This window comes from Pseudomonas sp. TNT3 (assembly GCF_010095445.2).
In the GTDB taxonomy this organism is placed as follows: domain Bacteria; phylum Pseudomonadota; class Gammaproteobacteria; order Pseudomonadales; family Pseudomonadaceae; genus Aquipseudomonas.
Window position 1 is genome coordinate 24747 of record NZ_WFGV02000051.1, and the last position, 17843, is coordinate 42589.

Below are 17843 nucleotides of genomic sequence, written 5' to 3' on the forward strand. Positions count from 1 at the left end.
CGACTCCGATGCAGGCTCTCACTTCATCAATTGAGGCCCACGTGAAATTCAGCGTTGAAACAGTGTGCCAGCGTGTTGCGCGACTGGCTATCGGCGAACGACCAGATACAAACCGACAGCCACCATGATTCCGGCCGGCCAATGACCCATTTCACCCAGCGGTCCACCGGCAAGCAAAATAGCGCCACCGGCCAGGTGAGCGCAGCCGAGCAGCCGCAGGAACCAGTCGTCCTTGCGTTTGTGCCACGGCGGCGGTGGGTCGTAGGCGTGGGGTTGGGACATGCGTTCGAGCAGGTCGCGAGCCATATTCGCCAGGTGCGGCAATTGCTCAAACTGGCTCTGAACGTTGCCAATCAAGGCTTTCGGGCTGACGCGCTCACGCATCCAGCGTTCGAGGAACGGCTGGGCGGTGTTCCACAGGTCCAGGTCCGGGTACAGCTGACGGCCCAGGCCTTCGATGTTCAACAGGGTTTTCTGCAGCAGCACCAGCTGCGGCTGCACTTCCATGTTGAAGCGCCGAGCGGTCTGGAACAGGCGCATCAGGACCTGTCCGAAGGAAATATCTTTTAACGGTTTTTCGAAAATCGGTTCGCATACGGTGCGAATCGCTGCCTCGAATTCATTCAGTTTGGTCTCTGCCGGTACCCATCCTGAATCGATGTGCAGTTGGGCGACTCGCCGGTAGTCACGTTTGAAAAACGCGAACAGGTTGCGCGCCAGGTAATCCTGATCTTCCGGAGTCAGGCTGCCGACGATGCCGCAGTCGATGGCAATATATTGCGGGCTCCACGGGTTCACGGTGCTGACGAAAATGTTGCCCGGGTGCATGTCGGCGTGGAAGAAACTGTCGCGGAACACTTGGGTGAAGAAGATCTCCACGCCGCGCTCGGCGAGCATTTTCATGTCGGTGCGCTGGTCAGCGAGGGTGGCCAGATCAGTGACCTGAATGCCGTAGATACGCTCCATCACCAGCACTTTCGGCCGGCACCAATCCCAATAGACCTGGGGGACGTAGAGCAGTGGCGAGCCTTCGAAGTTGCGTTTCAACTGACTGGCATTCGCAGCTTCGCGCAGCAGGTCCAGTTCGTCGTAGATGGTTTTTTCGTAGTCCAGGACCACGTCCACCGGGTGTAGCAGGCGGGCGTCGGCCGATAGCTTTTCTGCAGCTCGGGCGAGGATGAACAGCCAGGCCAGATCCTGCGCAATGATCGGCTTCAGGCCCGGGCGGATAACCTTGACCACGACTTCTTCGCCGGTTTTCAGTTGCGCGGCATGCACCTGCGCCACCGAAGCCGAGGCCAGGGGCTCAACGTCAAAGCGACTGAACACTTCGCTGATCTTTTTGCCGAGCTGTTCTTCGATCAGCTTGACCGACACTTGCGAATCGAACGGAGGCACCCGGTCCTGAAGCTTCATCAGCTCATCGGCAATGTCTTCGGGAAGCAGATCACGACGGGTGGACAGTATCTGTCCGAACTTGATGAAGATCGGCCCCAGGTCCTGTAATGCCAGACGCAAACGTGCGCCTCGGGTCAGGTCCAGGGTTTTGCGCGGGAACCAGCGCCACGGCAAGGCATAGCGCAGCGCCAGCAGAAACCAGGGCAGCGGCAGGGCGAAGAGAAGGTCATCGAGGCGGTAGCGAATCACAACGCGCTGGATGCGCAACAAACGGCGGACGGCAAGCAGCTTCATGCGTTATCGCTTGGGTCGAGGGATCGGGAAAGGCGCTCGAAACGCGCCTCGAGACGTTCCAGATCGAGTTTGATCTGGTCCAGTTCACTGAAACGGGCTTCGGCTTCGCGCTGACCGACGAGGGTTCGCGATTCTTCGGCCAGGTATTCACCCAGGTTCTGCCCCAGGCTTGTGAATCCTTGCTGGTACCAACGTGCGCGGCTGCGCAGATGACCGCCAACCAGTTGCGTGGCCACCGGTCCCAGCCAGCGCGAGAGTTCGTACTCCCAATCCAGTTCGAGGTCCTGAAGGATCGCCGCCAGTTCCAGCAGCACACCGCTGTCACCGTCGAGCTCGACTTCGGGGCCATGCAGCACCGCGGTCTTGTCTTTGCTCATCGCCAGTTTCAGCAGGCTTGAGGCGGGTGCACGCAAAGTGCAGTCGGCGCCGGTTTCCCACTGGGAAGCGAGCATCAGGCCTTCGTCACTGGGCAGGATGAACAGCTGAAAGGCCGGGCTGCGGCAATCGACGGCAATCACCCTGCCACTCAAATGCGCGAGCCGTGGCAGTGCCGTGCTGTCGAGACGCAGCACCCGGTTCAGACCGAGTTCAACGCTGGCGAGCAGACCGGCGAGCAACATCAGGGTTTGATGCCGCGGTGCAAGGCAACGATGCCTGCGGTCATGTTGTGATAGGTCACGCGGTCGAAGCCGGCCTCGACCATCATCGATTTCAGGGTTTCCTGATTCGGGTGCATGCGGATCGATTCGGCCAGGTAGCGATAGCTCTCCGAGTCGTTGGTGATCAGCTTGCCCATCAGCGGCATGAACGCGAACGAATAGGCGTCGTAGGCCTTGGACATCAGCGCGTTGGTCGGTTTGGAGAACTCCAGAACCAGCAGACGGCCGCCCGGTTTCAGTACGCGCAACATCGAACGCAGGGCGTCCTCTTTATGTGTCACGTTGCGCAGGCCAAAAGCGATGGTCACGCAGTCGAAATGGTTGTCCGGGAACGGCAGCTTTTCAGCGTCTGCCTGGACGAACTCAACGTTGCCGGCAACACCGAGGTCCAGCAGGCGGTCACGACCGACCTTGAGCATGGATTCGTTGATATCGGCCAGCACGACCTGGCCGGTCGGGCCAACGAGGTGCGAGAATTTTTTGGTCAGGTCGCCGGTGCCACCCGCGATGTCCAGCACGCGATTACCGGTGCGCACGCCCGACAGTTCGATTGCGAAGCGCTTCCACAGACGGTGCATGCCGCCCGACAGGAGGTCATTCATTAGGTCGTACTTGGCGGCTACCGAGTGAAAAACCTCAGCGACTTTTTCCGCTTTTTGGCTTTCCGGAACGTTTTTGAAACCGAAGTGAGTGGTGGGTTCGGCATCGCTGCCTTTGCGCTGATCAGTCATATCGCTGTCACCAGAAGAGAATGCGGGACATTCTAATCCCGGTGGCCTGCTTTGTCTTGGAGTGGGTAAAGGTAAGATAAGGAAACACCGGGACGTTTTGCCGCAGCGGCGGTCAAGATGCTTCAGGAAGTATTCATCAAGCAGGAGTCATTCGATGGCCCGAATTAGTGTTGAACGTGCCCACGGCCTGGGTAAGGAAGCGGCCCGCGAGAAGGCTGAAAAGCTGGCGCAGAAACTGTCCGACCAATATGGCCTGGAGCCGCAATGGTCCGGCGACACCCTGAACCTCAAACGCTCGGGCGTAAAAGGCACGGTGCAGGTCGGCGAGGACTCGATCAAGGTGGATGTGGAGCTGGGCATGCTGATGTCGGCCATGAGCGGCACGATCAAATCGGAAATCGAGAAGGCCCTGGATAAAGCGTTGGTCTGATTCCGGATTGAAATCCCTTCCCCCTGTAGGAGTGAGCCTGCTCGCGATAGCGGTCTGTCAGTCAACATTAGTTTCGACTGATAGGCCGCTATCGCGAGCAGGCTCACTCCTACATTTGTTTTGTGGTGAAGCCAGAGATTTATGTCAGTTGTTAGGGTGCCGTTTCTAATTATTCTCACTACTTTGTGCCTGAGCCCGACTCTTTCGCGGGCAGTTCCTCAAACCTTCTGCGCGTGAGGTGCACCATGGCCAAAGTTATTTTGAAGAAAAAAATCGACGTTACGACCACTGCTCTGGGCGACGTCAAATCCTATGCCCGCAAGATCTGGCTGGCAGGCCTGGGTGCCTACACCAAGGTCGGACAAGAAGGCAGCGAGTACTTTCAAGAGTTGATCAAAGAAGGTCAAACTGTTGAAAAGAAAGGCAAAAAGGTAGTTGCTGAGAAACTTGAAGCAGCCAACACCGAGATCGAAGAAGCGAAGAGCGAAGTCAGCACTTTCAAAGGCAAGGTCGAAGTTCAACTCGACAAAGTCGAGAAGGCTTTTGACTCGCGTGTCGCAAGTGCCTTGAATCGTATCGGCATTCCGTCTAAACATGACGTTGAGACGCTGTCTGCTAAGCTCGATGAGTTGACGGCATTGCTCGAACGCGTCGCGCGTAAATCTTAAGGAGAACGGGATGGCTGGTAAAAAGAACACCGAAAAAGAAGGCAGCTCGTGGATCGGGAAAGTCGAAGACTACTCCCGCAAAATCTGGCTGGCTGGTTTAGGCGTGTACTCGAAGATCGACAATGACGGCGGCAAGCTCTTCGATACATTGGTCAAAGACGGCGAGAAAGCCGAGAAGCTCACCAAGAACGCAGTCGGCAAGAAAGTCGACGCTGCCAAGGACTCCGCTACCTCGGCCAAGTCGCGCATTACCGGTGTTAAAGATCGTGCGCTGGGCAAGTGGGACGAGCTGGAAGGTGCTTTTGACAAGCGCCTGAACAGTGCCATTTCGCGCTTGGGCGTTCCAAGCCGCAATGAAGTCAAAGCCCTGCACAGCAAGGTCGATACCCTGACCAAGCAGATCGAAAGACTCACCGGTGCCAAGGTTGCGCCTGTTGCGACGAAAACCGCAGCGGCAAAACCTGCAGCTAAAACGGCAGCGGCTAAACCCGCGGCCAAAACGGCTGCCAAGCCACTGGTCAAGGCAGCTGCTAAAGCAGTGGCCAAACCAGCCGCCAAAGTCGCCGCTAAAACCGCTGCCGCAAAACCGGCAGCCAAAGCAGTAGCCAAGGCCGCGGCCAAACCGGTCGCCGCAAAAGCCGCCGCCAAACCTGCCACCAAGCCGGCTGCTAAACCTGCGGCCAAGCCCGCAGCGAAAACGGCAGCAGCCAAACCTGCAGCCAAGCCAGCGGCAAAACCTGCCGCAGCCAAAAAGCCAGCAGTGAAAAAACCGGCGGCACCGAAAGCCGCAGCACCAAAACCAGCAGTGGCTGCCGCCAAACCGGCAACCCCGGCACCTGCGGCCAGCACATCGAACTCTGCTGCCGCGCCGACCCCTGCTGCCACCCCGACTGTCGCGCCAGCCCCATCGACGCCAACCAGTCAGTCCTGATTTCAGGGCTCAAAAAAACGCCCGGCCTGCAAAGGTCGGGCGTTTTTGTTTGTGAAAACATTTTAAGAGTCACCGCAGATCCCCTGTAGGAGTGAGCCTGCTCGCGATTGCGGTGTGTCATTCAACATTGATATTGACTGGCCCCACACCATCGCGAGCAGGCTCACTCCTACAGTGAAATATGTTTATCCAGTGAGAGGGTTATTCGTGTTCTTCCAGGTACTGCATCGCCATGTGCTCCGTTGCAGCCTTGATCGGCGGCAACAAATGCGGTGCCACCAGCATCATGATCTGATACACCACCAGCTTCACTTCACCCTCGCGATCCAGAATTCGCTGATAGTCCAGTGAGAACAACAGCGTCATGGTGATCTGCTCCACCAGTTGCCCCAACGCCTGGGTATCACTGACCAACTGACCCTGAGCCTTCAAACGCGCCAACAACGAAGCCAGCGTGCGCTTGAGCGCGTTGAGCAGGTTGCGGATGCCTTTGGCGAGTTTCGGCAAGCGTCCGGCAAGGTTCGACAGGTCCTGGAACAGAAACCGGTAATGCGCCAGCCGCTCGACGATCAAGTGCAGGAATAGCCAGTAATCCTCCGGCGCCAGTTCCACATCCGCAGGTGGATCGAGCAGCGGTGCCAGCTCGGCTTGAAAGCGCTCGAATAACCCTAGGATGAGCGGTTCCTTGCCGTGAAAATGGTAGTAGAGGTTGCCAGGGCTGATGCCCATTTCGTTCGCCACTTCCATCGTGGAAACGTTCGGTTCGCCCTTCTGATTGAACAACTGCAAAGCACATTCGAGAATCCGGTCGCGGGTTTTCATCCAGTCTTCTTAATGGTTCGTTGAGCGTCAGCGCACGCGCACATAGGTGCCAGGTGCTGCCTCCATCGGTGGATAGTTCTGGTTGCCAAGTGCCATGTGGGTTTCTTTTTGCGCGCCCGAACGTTCCTGAATCCAGCTCAGCCATTGAGTCCACCAGCTGCCGTCGACTTGCTTTGCGTCGTAATACCAGGCGCGTGGGTCGCTGCTCAGCTTGGCGCCTTCGATGTAGTTGGCTTTCGGGTTGCTCGGCGGGTTCAGGATGCTTTGTACATGGCCGCTGTTGGACAGCACGAAACGCCGGTCACCCCCTAACAACAAGGTTGAGCGATACACCGCGTCCCAGGGCGTGATGTGGTCGTTGATACCGGCCACGCTGAAGCTGTCGACCGTGACTTTTTGCAGGTCTATCGGCGTACCGCACACTTCAAGACCGCCTGGGTGACTCAGTGGATTGTGTTTGAAGAAATCCAGCAGATCACCGTGCAACGCTGCCGGCAGCCGTGTGTTGTCGTTGTTCCAATAGAGGATGTCGAACGCTGGCGGCTCTTTGCCCAACAGGTAATTGTTGACGAAGTAGCTCCAGATCAAATCGTTGGGGCGCATCCAGGCGAATACCTTTGCCATGTCACGCCCGTCCAGCACACCTTTCTGATAGGAACGACGCTTGGCGGCTTCCAGCGTCTGCTCGTCGGCGAACAGGGTGGCTGGCGAGTCCATCTGACTGTCGAGCAGGCTCACCAGGTACGTCGCGCTGGAGACACGACGCAGTTGTCGTTTGGCCTGCAAATGACCCTGCAGCGCGGCGATGGTCAGCCCGCCAGCGCAGGCGCCCATCAGGTTGACCTCGCGGGCGCCGGTGATGGCCCGGCACACGTTCATGGCTTCTTCCACGGCTTCAACGTAGGACGAAAGGCCCCATTCGCGATGTCGCACATCAGGATTGCGCCAGCTGATCATGAACGTCTGCAAACCGTTTTTCAGGGCGAACTGGACGAAGCTGTTACTCGGGCTCAGGTCAAAAATGTAGTACTTGTTGATTTGGGGCGGCACCACCAGCAGGGGTTTGGAATACTGTTTTTCGCTCATCGGCTTGTACTGGATCAGCTCCAGCATGTCATTGCGAAACACCACGGAGCCGGTGGTCGTGGCGACGGTTTTGCCCACTTCGAAAGCTTGTTTGGTGACTTGCCTTGGCAGGCCGTCGTTGTGCAGAAAATCGTCGATCAGATGGCTGGCCCCGCGCACGAGGCTGTTGCCGCCGGAGTTGAAAATTTCCTTGATGGCCAGCGGATTGAGCAAGCTGTTGGAGGGCGCCACGGCGTCATTGAGCAAAGCGAACGCGAAGTGCGCGCGAGCGCGATCATCCGGGTTCATGTTGCTCTCGTCGATCCAGCTTTTGACCTGTTTCTGCCAGCTCAGGTAAGCCTGCAGACTGCGGCGGTAAAAAGGGTTGAGGCTCCACGCCGGATCGGCAAACCGATTGTCCTGCGGGTTGGTGGGGTGCAAGGTTTCTCCCAGCAACACGCGGCCCAGTTGACCGCCGAGTCTCAAGGCGTGTCGGGCGCTGTGCACGGGATTGCGCAAGCCATGGGCGGCCACACTGCGCAAGGTCGAAAACAGATCACGGCCACGCAGGCCGGTAATCGCACTCTGTGCGTTGATGAACGCGGCGGGAGTGGGTAAGGAATCCCTCACTGGTTTGTCGCGCATGACTCAACACTCCTTCGTCTTCAGGCCAAAAACAAACGTACCGAACCAGAACACCATAGACGCTGCAACGGGTTGTTGCGCGGTGCGGCATCCTGCCGACCGACGATGGGGAGGCTTAACCGCCCAATGGCGCCGGGTGCGGGTGCATCACCGCGCGCTGCCGTTCTTCCTCGAGGAATTTCATAATGATCGGGGCCACCGCTTCGGCCCGGGTAATGAGGAACAGATGCCCGTCATCGATGACGTGCAATTGAGCGTTGGGAATTCGCCATGCCAGCAAGCGCATGTTGATCAACGGGATCAGCGGATCATCATCACCGGCCAATACCAGCGTCGGCTGATGGATCTTGTGCAGCCAATGAATGCTGGTCCAGCCAAGGCCGGCGAACAGCTGCCAGTAGTAACCGAGCTTGCCAGCCGACCGCACTTTCGCCGCATGGCTGGCCGCCAGTGTGGGGTCGCGACGGAACGAGCCACCATAGATCATCGGCGCAATGCGAATGACGTGAGAAGGCTGAATGTAGCGTCGGGGACTGGCCATCATCCACAGCACCTTCGGTTTGCCCGGGACCATGACTGCACCGGCCGCTGTCGCCGCCAGGACGAGTTTTTTGCAACGCTCGGGATAATCGTAGGCGAACTGCTGGGCGAGGGCGCCCCCCCAGGACACGCCGATCACGTTGACTTGTCCGTAGTCCAGGTAGTCGAGCATCCGCGCCGTGAGTTTTGCCAGACCTGGAAAGCGATACGGCCGATTGGGTGTCGACGAACCGCCGACCCCGGGAACATCGAAAGCGATGACTTCCAGGTCCGGGTCCAGCGCCGCGACAAACGGAAATACCAGCTCCAGGTTGGCGCCGATGCCGTTGAAAATCAGCAAGGGCGTCAAATGAGGCTTGCCGGGGCGTACCGCGGTCCGGAGGGTCTGGCCATCCAGGTCGACGGTACGAAAAACGAACGGTTGCGGCATGCTTCAGGCCCTGTGGGTCACGCTCTCAAATTCATCCCCAACCCTGTAGGAGCTGCCGCAGGCTGCGATCTTTTGATCCTGCTTCAAGGGTCAAGATCAAAAGATCGCAGCCTGCGGCAGCTCCTACCGAAGTGTGGGGTGTGTCAGTTACCGCTCATGTACATAAGTGCCCGGTGCAGCTTCGCCCGCGACATAGGTTTTGTTTCCCAGAGCGGTCGGCGATTTCTTCAGCTTGCCCGAGCGCTCCGCCTGCCACGCCTGCCAGTGCAACCACCAGGAGTCGGTGTGCTTTGTGGAGTTTTCTTGCCACTGCTCGGCGTTGGCGGCCATGTCGACACTGGTCATGTAACGTGACTTCGGATTGCCCGGCGGGTTCAGAATGCTTTGGATGTGGCCGCTGCTCGACAGTACGAACTCGACCTTGCCGCCAAACAGTTGCGCCGACTTGTAGCAGGACTTCCACGGCGTGATGTGGTCGTTGGTGCCGGCCAGCGAGAAGATGTCGGCAGTGACCTGCTTCAGGTCGATCGGCGTACCGCACACTTCCAGTGCATTGGGGCGGATCAGTGGATTACTTTTGAACATCTCGATCAGGTCGCCGTGGAACGCGGCTGGCAATCGAGTGGTGTCGTTGTTCCAGAACAGGATGTCGAACACCGGCGGCTCGTTGCCCAGCAGGTAGTTGTTCACCCAGTAGTTCCAGATCAGATCGTTGGGACGCATCCAGGCGAAGACCTTCGCCATGTCGCGGCCTTCCAGCACCCCGGCTTGGTAAGAGTGACGCTTGGCGGCCTCGAGGGTCTGCTCGTCGACGAACAGGGCCACGTCGCTGTCCAGGGTGGTGTCCAGCACGCTGACCAGCAGCGTCAGTGCATTGACCTTCTTCTCGCCGATCGCCGCGTAGTGGCCCAGCAGCGCGGTGCAGGTAATGCCGCCGGAGCACGCGCCCAGCATGTTCACGTCTTTGCTGCCGGTGATCGCGGTGACCACGTCCACGGCTTCCTTCAGGGCTTCGATGTAGGTCGACAGGCCCCACTCGCGCTGTTCCTTGGTCGGGTTGCGCCAGCTGACGATGAAGGTCTGCACATTGTTGCGCAGGCAGAAACGCGCCAGGCTCTTGTCCGGGCTCAGGTCGAATACGTAGAACTTGTTGATCTGTGGCGGCACCACCAGCAGCGGGCGCTCATGCACTTGCTCGGTAATTGGCCGGTACTGGATTAGCTCCAGCACATCGTTGCGAAACACGACTGCGCCTTCCGTTACGCCCAGGCTCTTGCCCACCTCGAACGCGCCCATGTTGACCTGGCTTGGCATGCCGCCGTTGTGCACCATGTCCTTGGCCAGATGCGAGAGGCCGTCGAGCAGGCTCTTGCCGCCGGTTTCGAAGAAACGTTTGACCGCCGCCGGGTTGGCCGCACTGTTGGTCGGGGCCATGGCTTCGGTTATGAGGTTGATCACGAAATGCCCTCGGGCGACGTCCTTGGGCTCGAGGTTACTGTCGTCAATCCAGTCGTGGAGTTCCTTGCGCCACGCCAGGTAGGTTTGCAGGTAGCGTTTGTAGAGCGGGTTCTGGCTCCAGGCCGGATCGGCAAAACGACGGTCATCACCACCCGGTTGCAACGCGGATTTGCCAAACAAAACGTTCTTGAGCTCAAGGCCGAAATGGGCGACGTGCTTGGCACTGTGAATCGGTTGTTTGATGGCCTGCCTGAGCACCATTCGAGCAGAAGCCAACAGATCCTTTCCACGCAGTCCAACGACAGGATTCAGCCCCAAGGTATTTTCCGAGGCCTGAGATTTCAGGTCATCGTTATTCTTGTTACTCATCTACGACGCTCCATTGTCCTGAGACGAGTACCTGTTCCGCTGTTCAGTCGCACAGCACGCGTCAGGTACTACTGCTCGGGTGACCGATAATCTGCACCACTGCTTTTTTATGCAGAGAGCACTGCAGGGAACTTGCCAGCTCCATTGGTTACCCGAGTTTAATTTTTTTCGCAAGCGGGCCAATCGTCGGCCCTGAAGCGGAGCATTCAAACAGATGAAATTAGAAAATGCCCACTAATGAGCAAGAGGTGCGGGCTAGAGCATCAGCTTGACGATGGATTCGTTCGGGTCGCGGGTTTTCCCTGCCGCTTTGAGCTCGGCAAGATAATCGCTCCAGAGATCCTCCTGACGCACACCCAGCTGGTACAGGTATTCCCAGGTGAACAGGCCGCTGTCGTGCCCGTCGTCGAAGGTCAATTTCAGTGCGTACTGACCGGCAGGTTCTACCTTGGTCAGTCCTACGCCGATCTTGCCAAATTGCAGGATAGGTTTGCCGTGGCCCTGGACCTCGGCGGAAGGGGAGTGCACGCGCAGGAATTCGGCGGGCAGGTGATGTTCCTCGCCGGATGCGTATTTCAGCGACAGGGTTTTCGAGGCTTTGTGGAGTTTGATGTCGGTGGGGAGTTGGGTCGTCATGGGGCCGGTCGTCCGTCTGATGGAGGCCCTGTGTCGGCAGGTGATCCCGTGGCGAGGGAGCTTGCTCCCGCTCGGCTGCGCAGCAGTCGTAAAACCCGGGCGATGCGGTTCATCTGATAAACCGCATTCGCGGGCTTTGGGGCCGCTGCGCGTCCCAGCGGGAGCAAGCTCCCTCGCCACAGAAGCCCGCTCACACAGATTTTGACCTACAGGATATAACGGGACAGGTCTTCGTTCTGCGCCAATTCGCCCAAGTGGCTGTTGACGTATTCCGCGTCGATCAGGATCACCTTGCCGTCGTGGCTGCTGGCCAGGTCGCCGGCACTGAACGACACCTCTTCAAGCAGGCGCTCAAGCAACGTGTGCAAACGACGGGCACCGATGTTCTCGGTCTTTTCGTTAACCTGCCAGGCAATCTCGGCAATGCGCTTGATGCCGTCCGGCATGAACTCGATGCCCAACCCTTCGGTTTTCAACAGGGCGCAATATTGCTCGGTCAGCGATGCATGGGGTTCGCTGAGGATGCGCTCGAAGTCTTCAGGCGTCAGCGCCTTCAGTTCGACACGGATCGGCAGACGACCTTGCAGTTCAGGCACCAGATCGCTTGGCTTGCTGAGGTGGAACGCGCCGGATGCAATGAACAGGATGTGGTCGGTCTTGACCATGCCCAGCTTGGTGTTGACGGTGCAGCCTTCGATCAGCGGCAGCAAGTCACGCTGCACGCCTTCACGGGACACGTCGACACCACCGGAATTGCCGCGCTTGGCGACCTTGTCGATTTCGTCGATGAACACGATGCCGTGCTGCTCGACCGCTTCCAGCGCCTTGGCCTTCAACTCTTCTTCGTTGACCAGTCGACCGGCTTCTTCATCGCGGACCAGCTTCAGCGCTTCCTTGACCTTGAGCTTGCGGCTTTTCTTTTTGCCTTTGCCCATGTTGGCAAACAGGCTCTGCAACTGGTTGGTCATTTCTTCCATGCCTGGCGGCGCGGAAATATCGACGCCGGCCACTTCGGCGACTTCGATTTCGATTTCCTTGTCATCCAGCTGACCTTCGCGCAGACGCTTGCGGAACAGCTGGCGGGTGTTGGAGTCGGCCGACGTTACCGTGTCATCGCTGTTGAAACCCGCGCGTGCCGGAGGCAGCAGGGCGTCAAGAATACGGTCTTCGGCAGCGTCTTCGGCGCGATGGCGCACCTTGGTCATTTCCTGTTCGCGCAGCAGCTTGATAGCCGCATCTGCCAGGTCACGGATGATCGATTCAACGTCGCGGCCGACATAGCCGACCTCGGTGAATTTGGTCGCTTCGACTTTGATGAACGGCGCGTTGGCGAGTTTGGCCAGACGACGGGCGATTTCGGTTTTGCCGACACCGGTCGGGCCGATCATCAGGATGTTCTTCGGTGTTACTTCAACGCGCAGCTCTTCAGGCAGCTGCATCCGGCGCCAGCGGTTACGCAGCGCGATGGCGACGGCGCGTTTGGCATCGTCCTGGCCGATGATATGGCGATTGAGTTCGTGGACGATTTCACGGGGAGTCATGGACATAGTATTTGGCGGACCTCAAGCAAGAATGAGCCGTGGCACAAAGGCCTAAACAGGCTTACTCGGCGCAGTCCTGCTCCTCAATGGTCAGGGTGTGGTTGGTGAATACACAGATGTCGCCGGCGATACCCAAGGCGGTTTCGACGATTTCCCGAGCCGACAGATCGGTTTTCTTCATCAGCGCGCTGGCGGCGGCCTGGGCGTAACCACCCCCTGAACCCATGGCGATCAAACCTCCTTCGGGTTCGACCACGTCACCATTGCCGGTAATGATCAGGGAAGCGTCTTTGTTGGCGACCGCGAGCATGGCTTCGAGGCGGCTGAGGGAGCGGTCGGTGCGCCATTCTTTGGCGAGTTCAACGGCGGCGCGCACCAGGTGGCCCTGATGTTTTTCAAGCTGGCCTTCAAAACGCTCGAAGAGGGTGAAAGCGTCAGCCGTGGCCCCGGCAAAACCGGCGATAACCTGACCGTGGTACAGGCGGCGAACTTTCTTCGCGTTGCCTTTCATCACGGTATTGCCGAGAGAAACCTGGCCGTCGCCGCCCATGACGACTTTGCCGTGGCGGCGAACTGAAACGATGGTGGTCAAGGGAGAGTCTCCACGCAGCGGGGCGAAAATGCCTTATGCAAACTCATATGGGGGTGGTGACGGGTTTTTCAACTGCGGGGAGGGAGAGGAGACGAGTGGTGCGAGTCGCGTAGGAGCTGCCGCAGGCTGCGATCTTTTGATCTTGTCTTTAAAAACATAATCAAAAGATCGCAGCCTGCGGCAGCTCCTACAGGGATTGTTGTCTCCTGCTGGCGCTGTGGCGGCGCAGGGTCAGCGGCTCTGGCGTTGTTGTAACAACAAATTGCTAAACCCGCTGCCCGCCAGTTGTTTCTGAGCGGTGGTCAGCTGTTCGCGGTTGCTGAACGGCCCGACCAACACGCGGTACCAGGTCTCGTCCTTCACCGTGCCGGACTCAACCGCTACGGCTTGACCCAGCAGGATGATCTGCGCCCGAACCTTGTCCGCGTCAGCCTCTTTGCGGAACGAACCGGCTTGCAGGAAGAACTTGGTCACTGGCGCCGCCTTGGAGACCGGAGGCGCAGGCGGTGGAGTGATCCCGGCCAGTGCCGCCTGTGCCCGTGCCGTGTCGATCTTCGCTGCTTGCTCAGGCGTCACCGGCGTTGTCGGAATCGCTGGTACTTGCGGCGTCGGCAGGGTTTTCTCCGGGACAGCATCCGGCGGCACGATGACTTCCGATTCCGGCAGCAACGTGTAGAAGTCGTACTTCGGCTTCACCGGTTGGGTCGGGCTCGGCGGGGTCTTGTTGGCCTCGGCGATCTTCGTGGCTTTCTGCTGCTCGATCTTCTCGCGCTTGACGCTCTCGCTGCCCTTGCCAGGCTCCAGCTTCATCAGAAACACGATGAACGCGCCGACCGTCAGGCCGATGGCCATCCACAGCCAACCCGGAATCGGTTGCTTCGCAGGAGCTTGGTAACGGCTGGCGCCACGCTTGGGTGCAGGTTTTTTCTTGGCAGCCAACTTACATACGCTCCAGAGTTTCCAGACCCAAGAGTTCCAGGCCTTGCTTGAGAGTGCGACCGGTCAGCGCGGCGAGGCGCAGGCGGCTTTGCATTTGCGCCGGGGTGTCGGCACTGAGGATCGGGCAGTTCTCGTAGAAGCTGGAGAACAAGCCCGCCACATCGTACAGGTACGTGCACAGAATGTGCGGCGTGCCTTTGTCGGAAACGTTGTTCAGGACTTCACCGAACTGCGCCAGTTTGGCCGCCAGTTCGTGCTCGTGCTCCGCTTCCAGAACGATCTGGCCTTCGACTTCGCTGAAATCCTTGCCGAGTTTGCGGAACACGCCGGCCACACGGGTGTAGGCGTACAACAGATACGGCGCAGTATTGCCTTCGAAATTCAGCATCAGATCGAAGTTGAAGCTGTAATCGCTGGTGCGGTGCTTGGACAGATCAGCGTATTTGACCGCGCCGATGCCTACGACCTTGGCGATGTTGCGCAGCTCGGCTTCGGCCAGCTCGGGGTTCTTGTCCTTGACCAGGGTATAGGCGCGCTCCTGGGCTTCGATCAGCAGGTCGATCAGCTTCACGGTGCCGCCGTCACGGGTCTTGAACGGACGGCCGTCAGCGCCGTTCATGGTGCCGAAGCCCATGTGTTCCATTTCCATCGGGCGCGTCACGAAGCCTGCCTTGCGGGCCACGGCGAACACCTGCTGGAAATGCAGGGCCTGGCGCTGATCGACAAAATACAGTGCGCGATCGGCTTTCAGTACGTTGCTGCGATAGCGCACGGCCGCCAGGTCGGTGGTCGCGTAGAGGTAGCCACCGTCAGCCTTGACGATGATCACCGGCAGCGGGTCGCCATCGGCATTCTTGAACTCGTCGAGGAAAACGCACTGCGCGCCGTTGCTTTCGACAAGCATGCCGGCGGCCTTCAGGTCGTTGACCACGTTGATCAGGTCGTCGTTGTAGGCGCTTTCACCCATCACGTCGGCCATGGTCAGCTTGACGTTCAACAGCTCGTAGATTTTCTGGCAGTGGGACAGCGAGATGTCCTTGAACTTGGTCCACAGCGCCAGGCAGTCCGGGTCGCCGGCTTGCAGCTTGACCACCAGACCACGGGCACGGTCGGCGAACTCTTCGGATTCGTCGAAGCGTTGCTTGGCCGCACGGTAGAAATTTTCCAGGTCCGACAGCTCGTCACTGGTGATCGGGTTTTCCTGGAGATAAGCCATCAGCATGCCGAACTGGGTGCCCCAGTCGCCGACGTGGTTCTGACGGATCACGGTGTCGCCGAGAAACTCCAGTACGCGAGCCACGCCGTCGCCGATGATGGTCGAGCGCAAATGGCCGACGTGCATCTCCTTGGCGAGGTTGGGGGCGGACAGGTCGACAACGGTGCGTTGGGCCGGGCCGGCCTTGCGCACGCCGATGTGTTCGTCGGCGAGTGCGGCGTCCAGGCGAGCGGCCAGGGCTTGGGTGTTCTGGAAGAAATTCAGGAAGCCTGGGCCGGCGATTTCAGTCTTGGTGACGTTCTCGTCAGCCGGCAGCGCGGCGATGATTTTTTCGGCCAGGTCGCGCGGTTTCATGCCGGCCGGTTTGGCGAGCATCATCGCGATGTTGCTGGCGAAATCGCCGTTCTTCTTGTCTCGGGAGTTTTCCACCTGGATCGCCGGCGACAGGCCTTCAGGCAACACACCTTCGTTGACGAGTTGGGTGATGGCTTGTTGGATCAGCTGACGAATGGTGTCTTTCATGGGGCTCTCTTTCGACCGCAAGCGCGGCGGCGCCTGGATGCGCGGGTGGAAAAACTGGGCATTATCCGTGGCGGAGACGGGCTTGCCAACTATAGCGGGCAGGTTATGGATATGTGGTGACAAAAAGCGGTGCGTCAGGCCCACAGGTATCAATACAGATCGACGGGATCAACATCCAGAGACCAGCGCACCGCCCGCCCGCTCGGCATCTGCTCCAACACCAGCAACCAACTGCTCAGTAATCGATGCAGCGGCGCCCGCGCTGTCGCCTGCAACAGCAGCTGCGCGCGATAGCGCCCCGCCCGACGTTCCATGGGAGCCGGCACTGGCCCAAGCAGCTCAATTCCGGTCAGATTCTGTTCGGCCAGCAAGCGTTCGGCCTCGCTGCACGCCTCATCGAGAAATCCCTCGGCCTGTCCTGGCTTGTGCGCTTCAGCCCGCAGCAGCGCCAAATGCGCAAATGGAGGCAAACCTGCCGAGCGCCGCTCACTGAGCGCCTGTTCGGCAAAGGCGAAATAACCCTGCTCGGTCAGTTGCACCAGCAGTGGATGATCGGCCAGGTGCGTCTGGATAATCACTCGTCCCGGCTCTTCAGCCCGGCCCGCGCGGCCAGCCACCTGAACAATCAATTGCGCCATGCGCTCACTGGCGCGGAAATCGCCGGAGAACAGCCCGCCATCGGCATCCAGGATCGACACCAGGGTCACCCGAGGGAAATGGTGCCCTTTGGCAAGCATCTGCGTGCCCACCAGAATGCAGGGATGGCCCTTCTGGATGGTTGCGAACAATTGATTCATCGCGTCTTTGCGCGACGTGCTATCGCGATCCACCCGCAGTACTGGCACGTCCGGAAACAGAATCGCCAGCCGCTCTTCGGCACGCTCGGTGCCGGCTCCCACGGGCCGCAAGTCGACTTTGCCGCACTTCGGACAATGCCGGGGCACACGCTCAACGTAGCCGCAATGGTGGCAGCGCAGCTCGCCGGAACGCTGGTGCACGGTCATTCGCGCATCACAGCGCTGGCATTCGGACATCCAGCCGCAATCGTGACACAGCAGTGTCGGGGCAAATCCGCGGCGGTTGAGGAACACCAGCACTTGTTGCCCCGCCGCAAGCGTCTGGCCGATGGCCTGCTGCATGGGCCCGGAAATACCGCTGTCCAGTGGACGGCTTTTCACGTCCAGACGCAGGAAGCGCGGCTGCTTGGCACCGCCGGCTCGCTCGTTCAGGCGCAGGAGCCCGTACCGACCGGTGTAGGCGTTGTGCAGGCTTTCCAGGGACGGCGTCGCCGAGCCGAGGACGATCGGGATGTTTTCCTGCCGTGCGCGCACCAGCGCCAGATCGCGGGCGTGGTAGCGCAGGCCTTCCTGCTGTTTGTAGGATCCGTCGTGCTCTTCGTCGATGATGATCAGGCCGGGATTTTTCATCGGCGTGAACAGTGCTGAACGCGTGCCGATAATGATGTCGGCGTCGCCATCGCGGGCGGCGAGCCAGGCTTCAAGGCGCTCGCGGTCGTTCACGGCTGAGTGGATCAGCGCAATGCGCGCATTGAATCGCTGTTCAAAGCGCGCCAGCGTTTGCGGGCCGAGGTTGATCTCTGGAATCAGTACCAGTGCCTGTTTGCCGGCCTTGAGGGTTTCGCGAATCAGTTGTAAATAGACTTCTGTCTTGCCGCTGCCTGTCACGCCGGCGAGCAGGAAGGCGTGGTAACTGTCGAACCCGGCGCGAATGGCCTCGTATGCCGCACGTTGTTCGGGATTGAGGGGCAATTCTGGCTGAGCCAGCCAGTGCTCATGCCGAGCACCGGGGGCGTGCTTGCGGATCTCCACCTGCACCAGGCCTTTGGCCAGCAGCAAATCCAGACTGTCTTTGCTCAGCATCAGTTTGCTCAGCAATTGATGGGCGACGCCGTGGGGGTGCTGGGCAAGGGTCGCCAGCGCTTCACGCTGGCGCGGGG

The 17843-nt window shown here is 59.3% G+C and carries 16 protein-coding genes; 3 read left to right on the forward strand and 13 right to left on the reverse strand.

Annotation, left to right across the window (positions count from 1 at the left end; all coding sequences use genetic code 11):
- Window positions 1-87: 87 nt before the first annotated feature.
- The 3 genes from ubiB to ubiE are packed head-to-tail and all read right to left on the reverse strand — an operon-like array spanning window position 88 to window position 3082.
- Complete coding sequence (ubiB, locus tag GBC55_RS23890; RefSeq protein WP_162440013.1) at window positions 88-1692, reverse strand: ubiquinone biosynthesis regulatory protein kinase UbiB; 1605 nt, start codon at window positions 1690-1692, stop codon at window positions 88-90.
- Window positions 1689-2312 carry an SCP2 domain-containing protein gene (locus GBC55_RS23895; protein WP_162440014.1) on the reverse strand — a complete coding sequence of 208 codons (624 nt, stop codon included), beginning with the start codon at window positions 2310-2312 and terminating at the stop codon, window positions 1689-1691. Before GBC55_RS23895 ends, ubiB begins: the two co-directional genes overlap by 4 nt.
- Window positions 2312-3082: a bifunctional demethylmenaquinone methyltransferase/2-methoxy-6-polyprenyl-1,4-benzoquinol methylase UbiE gene (ubiE, locus tag GBC55_RS23900; protein ID WP_007948968.1), complete on the reverse strand. Its 771-nt coding sequence runs from the start codon at window positions 3080-3082 to the stop codon at window positions 2312-2314. Before ubiE ends, GBC55_RS23895 begins: the two co-directional genes overlap by 1 nt.
- 154 nt (window positions 3083-3236) lie before the next feature.
- Here ubiE and GBC55_RS23905 point away from each other — a divergent pair, with 154 nt between their 5' ends.
- From GBC55_RS23905 to GBC55_RS23915, 3 genes are all read left to right on the forward strand, one after another.
- Entirely contained in the window at window positions 3237-3512 is a 276-nt protein-coding gene (locus tag GBC55_RS23905; protein ID WP_162440015.1) for a polyhydroxyalkanoic acid system family protein, read from the forward strand.
- A 245-nt stretch (window positions 3513-3757) separates the two neighbouring features.
- A complete protein-coding gene (locus GBC55_RS23910) occupies window positions 3758-4180 on the forward strand; it encodes a phasin family protein (RefSeq protein ID WP_162440016.1) in 423 nt (140 codons plus the stop codon).
- A 10-nt stretch (window positions 4181-4190) separates the two neighbouring features.
- Complete coding sequence (locus GBC55_RS23915; protein ID WP_162440017.1) at window positions 4191-5111, forward strand: phasin family protein; 921 nt, start codon at window positions 4191-4193, stop codon at window positions 5109-5111.
- Between the two features lie 201 nt (window positions 5112-5312).
- Here GBC55_RS23915 and GBC55_RS23920 read toward each other — a convergent pair whose 3' ends face one another.
- The 10 genes from GBC55_RS23920 to GBC55_RS23965 all read right to left on the reverse strand — a co-directional run.
- Complete coding sequence (locus tag GBC55_RS23920; RefSeq protein WP_162440018.1) at window positions 5313-5933, reverse strand: TetR/AcrR family transcriptional regulator; 621 nt, start codon at window positions 5931-5933, stop codon at window positions 5313-5315.
- A gap of 27 nt (window positions 5934-5960) precedes the next feature.
- Window positions 5961-7643, reverse strand: coding sequence for a class II poly(R)-hydroxyalkanoic acid synthase (gene phaC / locus GBC55_RS23925; RefSeq protein ID WP_162440019.1), 1683 nt, complete (start codon window positions 7641-7643; stop codon window positions 5961-5963).
- A 115-nt stretch (window positions 7644-7758) separates the two neighbouring features.
- Entirely contained in the window at window positions 7759-8613 is an 855-nt protein-coding gene (phaZ, locus tag GBC55_RS23930; RefSeq protein WP_162440020.1) for a poly(3-hydroxyalkanoate) depolymerase, read from the reverse strand.
- A 147-nt stretch (window positions 8614-8760) separates the two neighbouring features.
- Entirely contained in the window at window positions 8761-10440 is a 1680-nt protein-coding gene (gene phaC / locus GBC55_RS23935; protein WP_162440021.1) for a class II poly(R)-hydroxyalkanoic acid synthase, read from the reverse strand.
- Between the two features lie 255 nt (window positions 10441-10695).
- Window positions 10696-11076, reverse strand: a complete 381-nt coding sequence (locus GBC55_RS23940; RefSeq protein WP_162440022.1) for a DUF971 domain-containing protein — start codon at window positions 11074-11076, stop codon at window positions 10696-10698.
- A 206-nt stretch (window positions 11077-11282) separates the two neighbouring features.
- Window positions 11283-12623, reverse strand: a complete 1341-nt coding sequence (hslU, locus tag GBC55_RS23945) for an ATP-dependent protease ATPase subunit HslU (protein ID WP_162440023.1) — start codon at window positions 12621-12623, stop codon at window positions 11283-11285.
- 55 nt (window positions 12624-12678) lie between these two features.
- Complete coding sequence (gene hslV, locus GBC55_RS23950; protein ID WP_162440024.1) at window positions 12679-13209, reverse strand: ATP-dependent protease subunit HslV; 531 nt, start codon at window positions 13207-13209, stop codon at window positions 12679-12681.
- A 231-nt stretch (window positions 13210-13440) separates the two neighbouring features.
- Window positions 13441-14148: an SPOR domain-containing protein gene (locus GBC55_RS23955; protein ID WP_008149545.1), complete on the reverse strand. Its 708-nt coding sequence runs from the start codon at window positions 14146-14148 to the stop codon at window positions 13441-13443.
- A 1-nt stretch (window position 14149) separates the two neighbouring features.
- Window positions 14150-15886 (reverse strand): arginine--tRNA ligase, encoded by a 1737-nt coding sequence (gene argS / locus GBC55_RS23960; protein WP_162440025.1) that lies wholly within the window; start codon window positions 15884-15886, stop codon window positions 14150-14152.
- 149 nt (window positions 15887-16035) lie between these two features.
- Window positions 16036-17843 (reverse strand): primosomal protein N' (locus GBC55_RS23965; RefSeq protein WP_247266984.1); only part of this gene is annotated, 1808 nt, incomplete at its 5' end.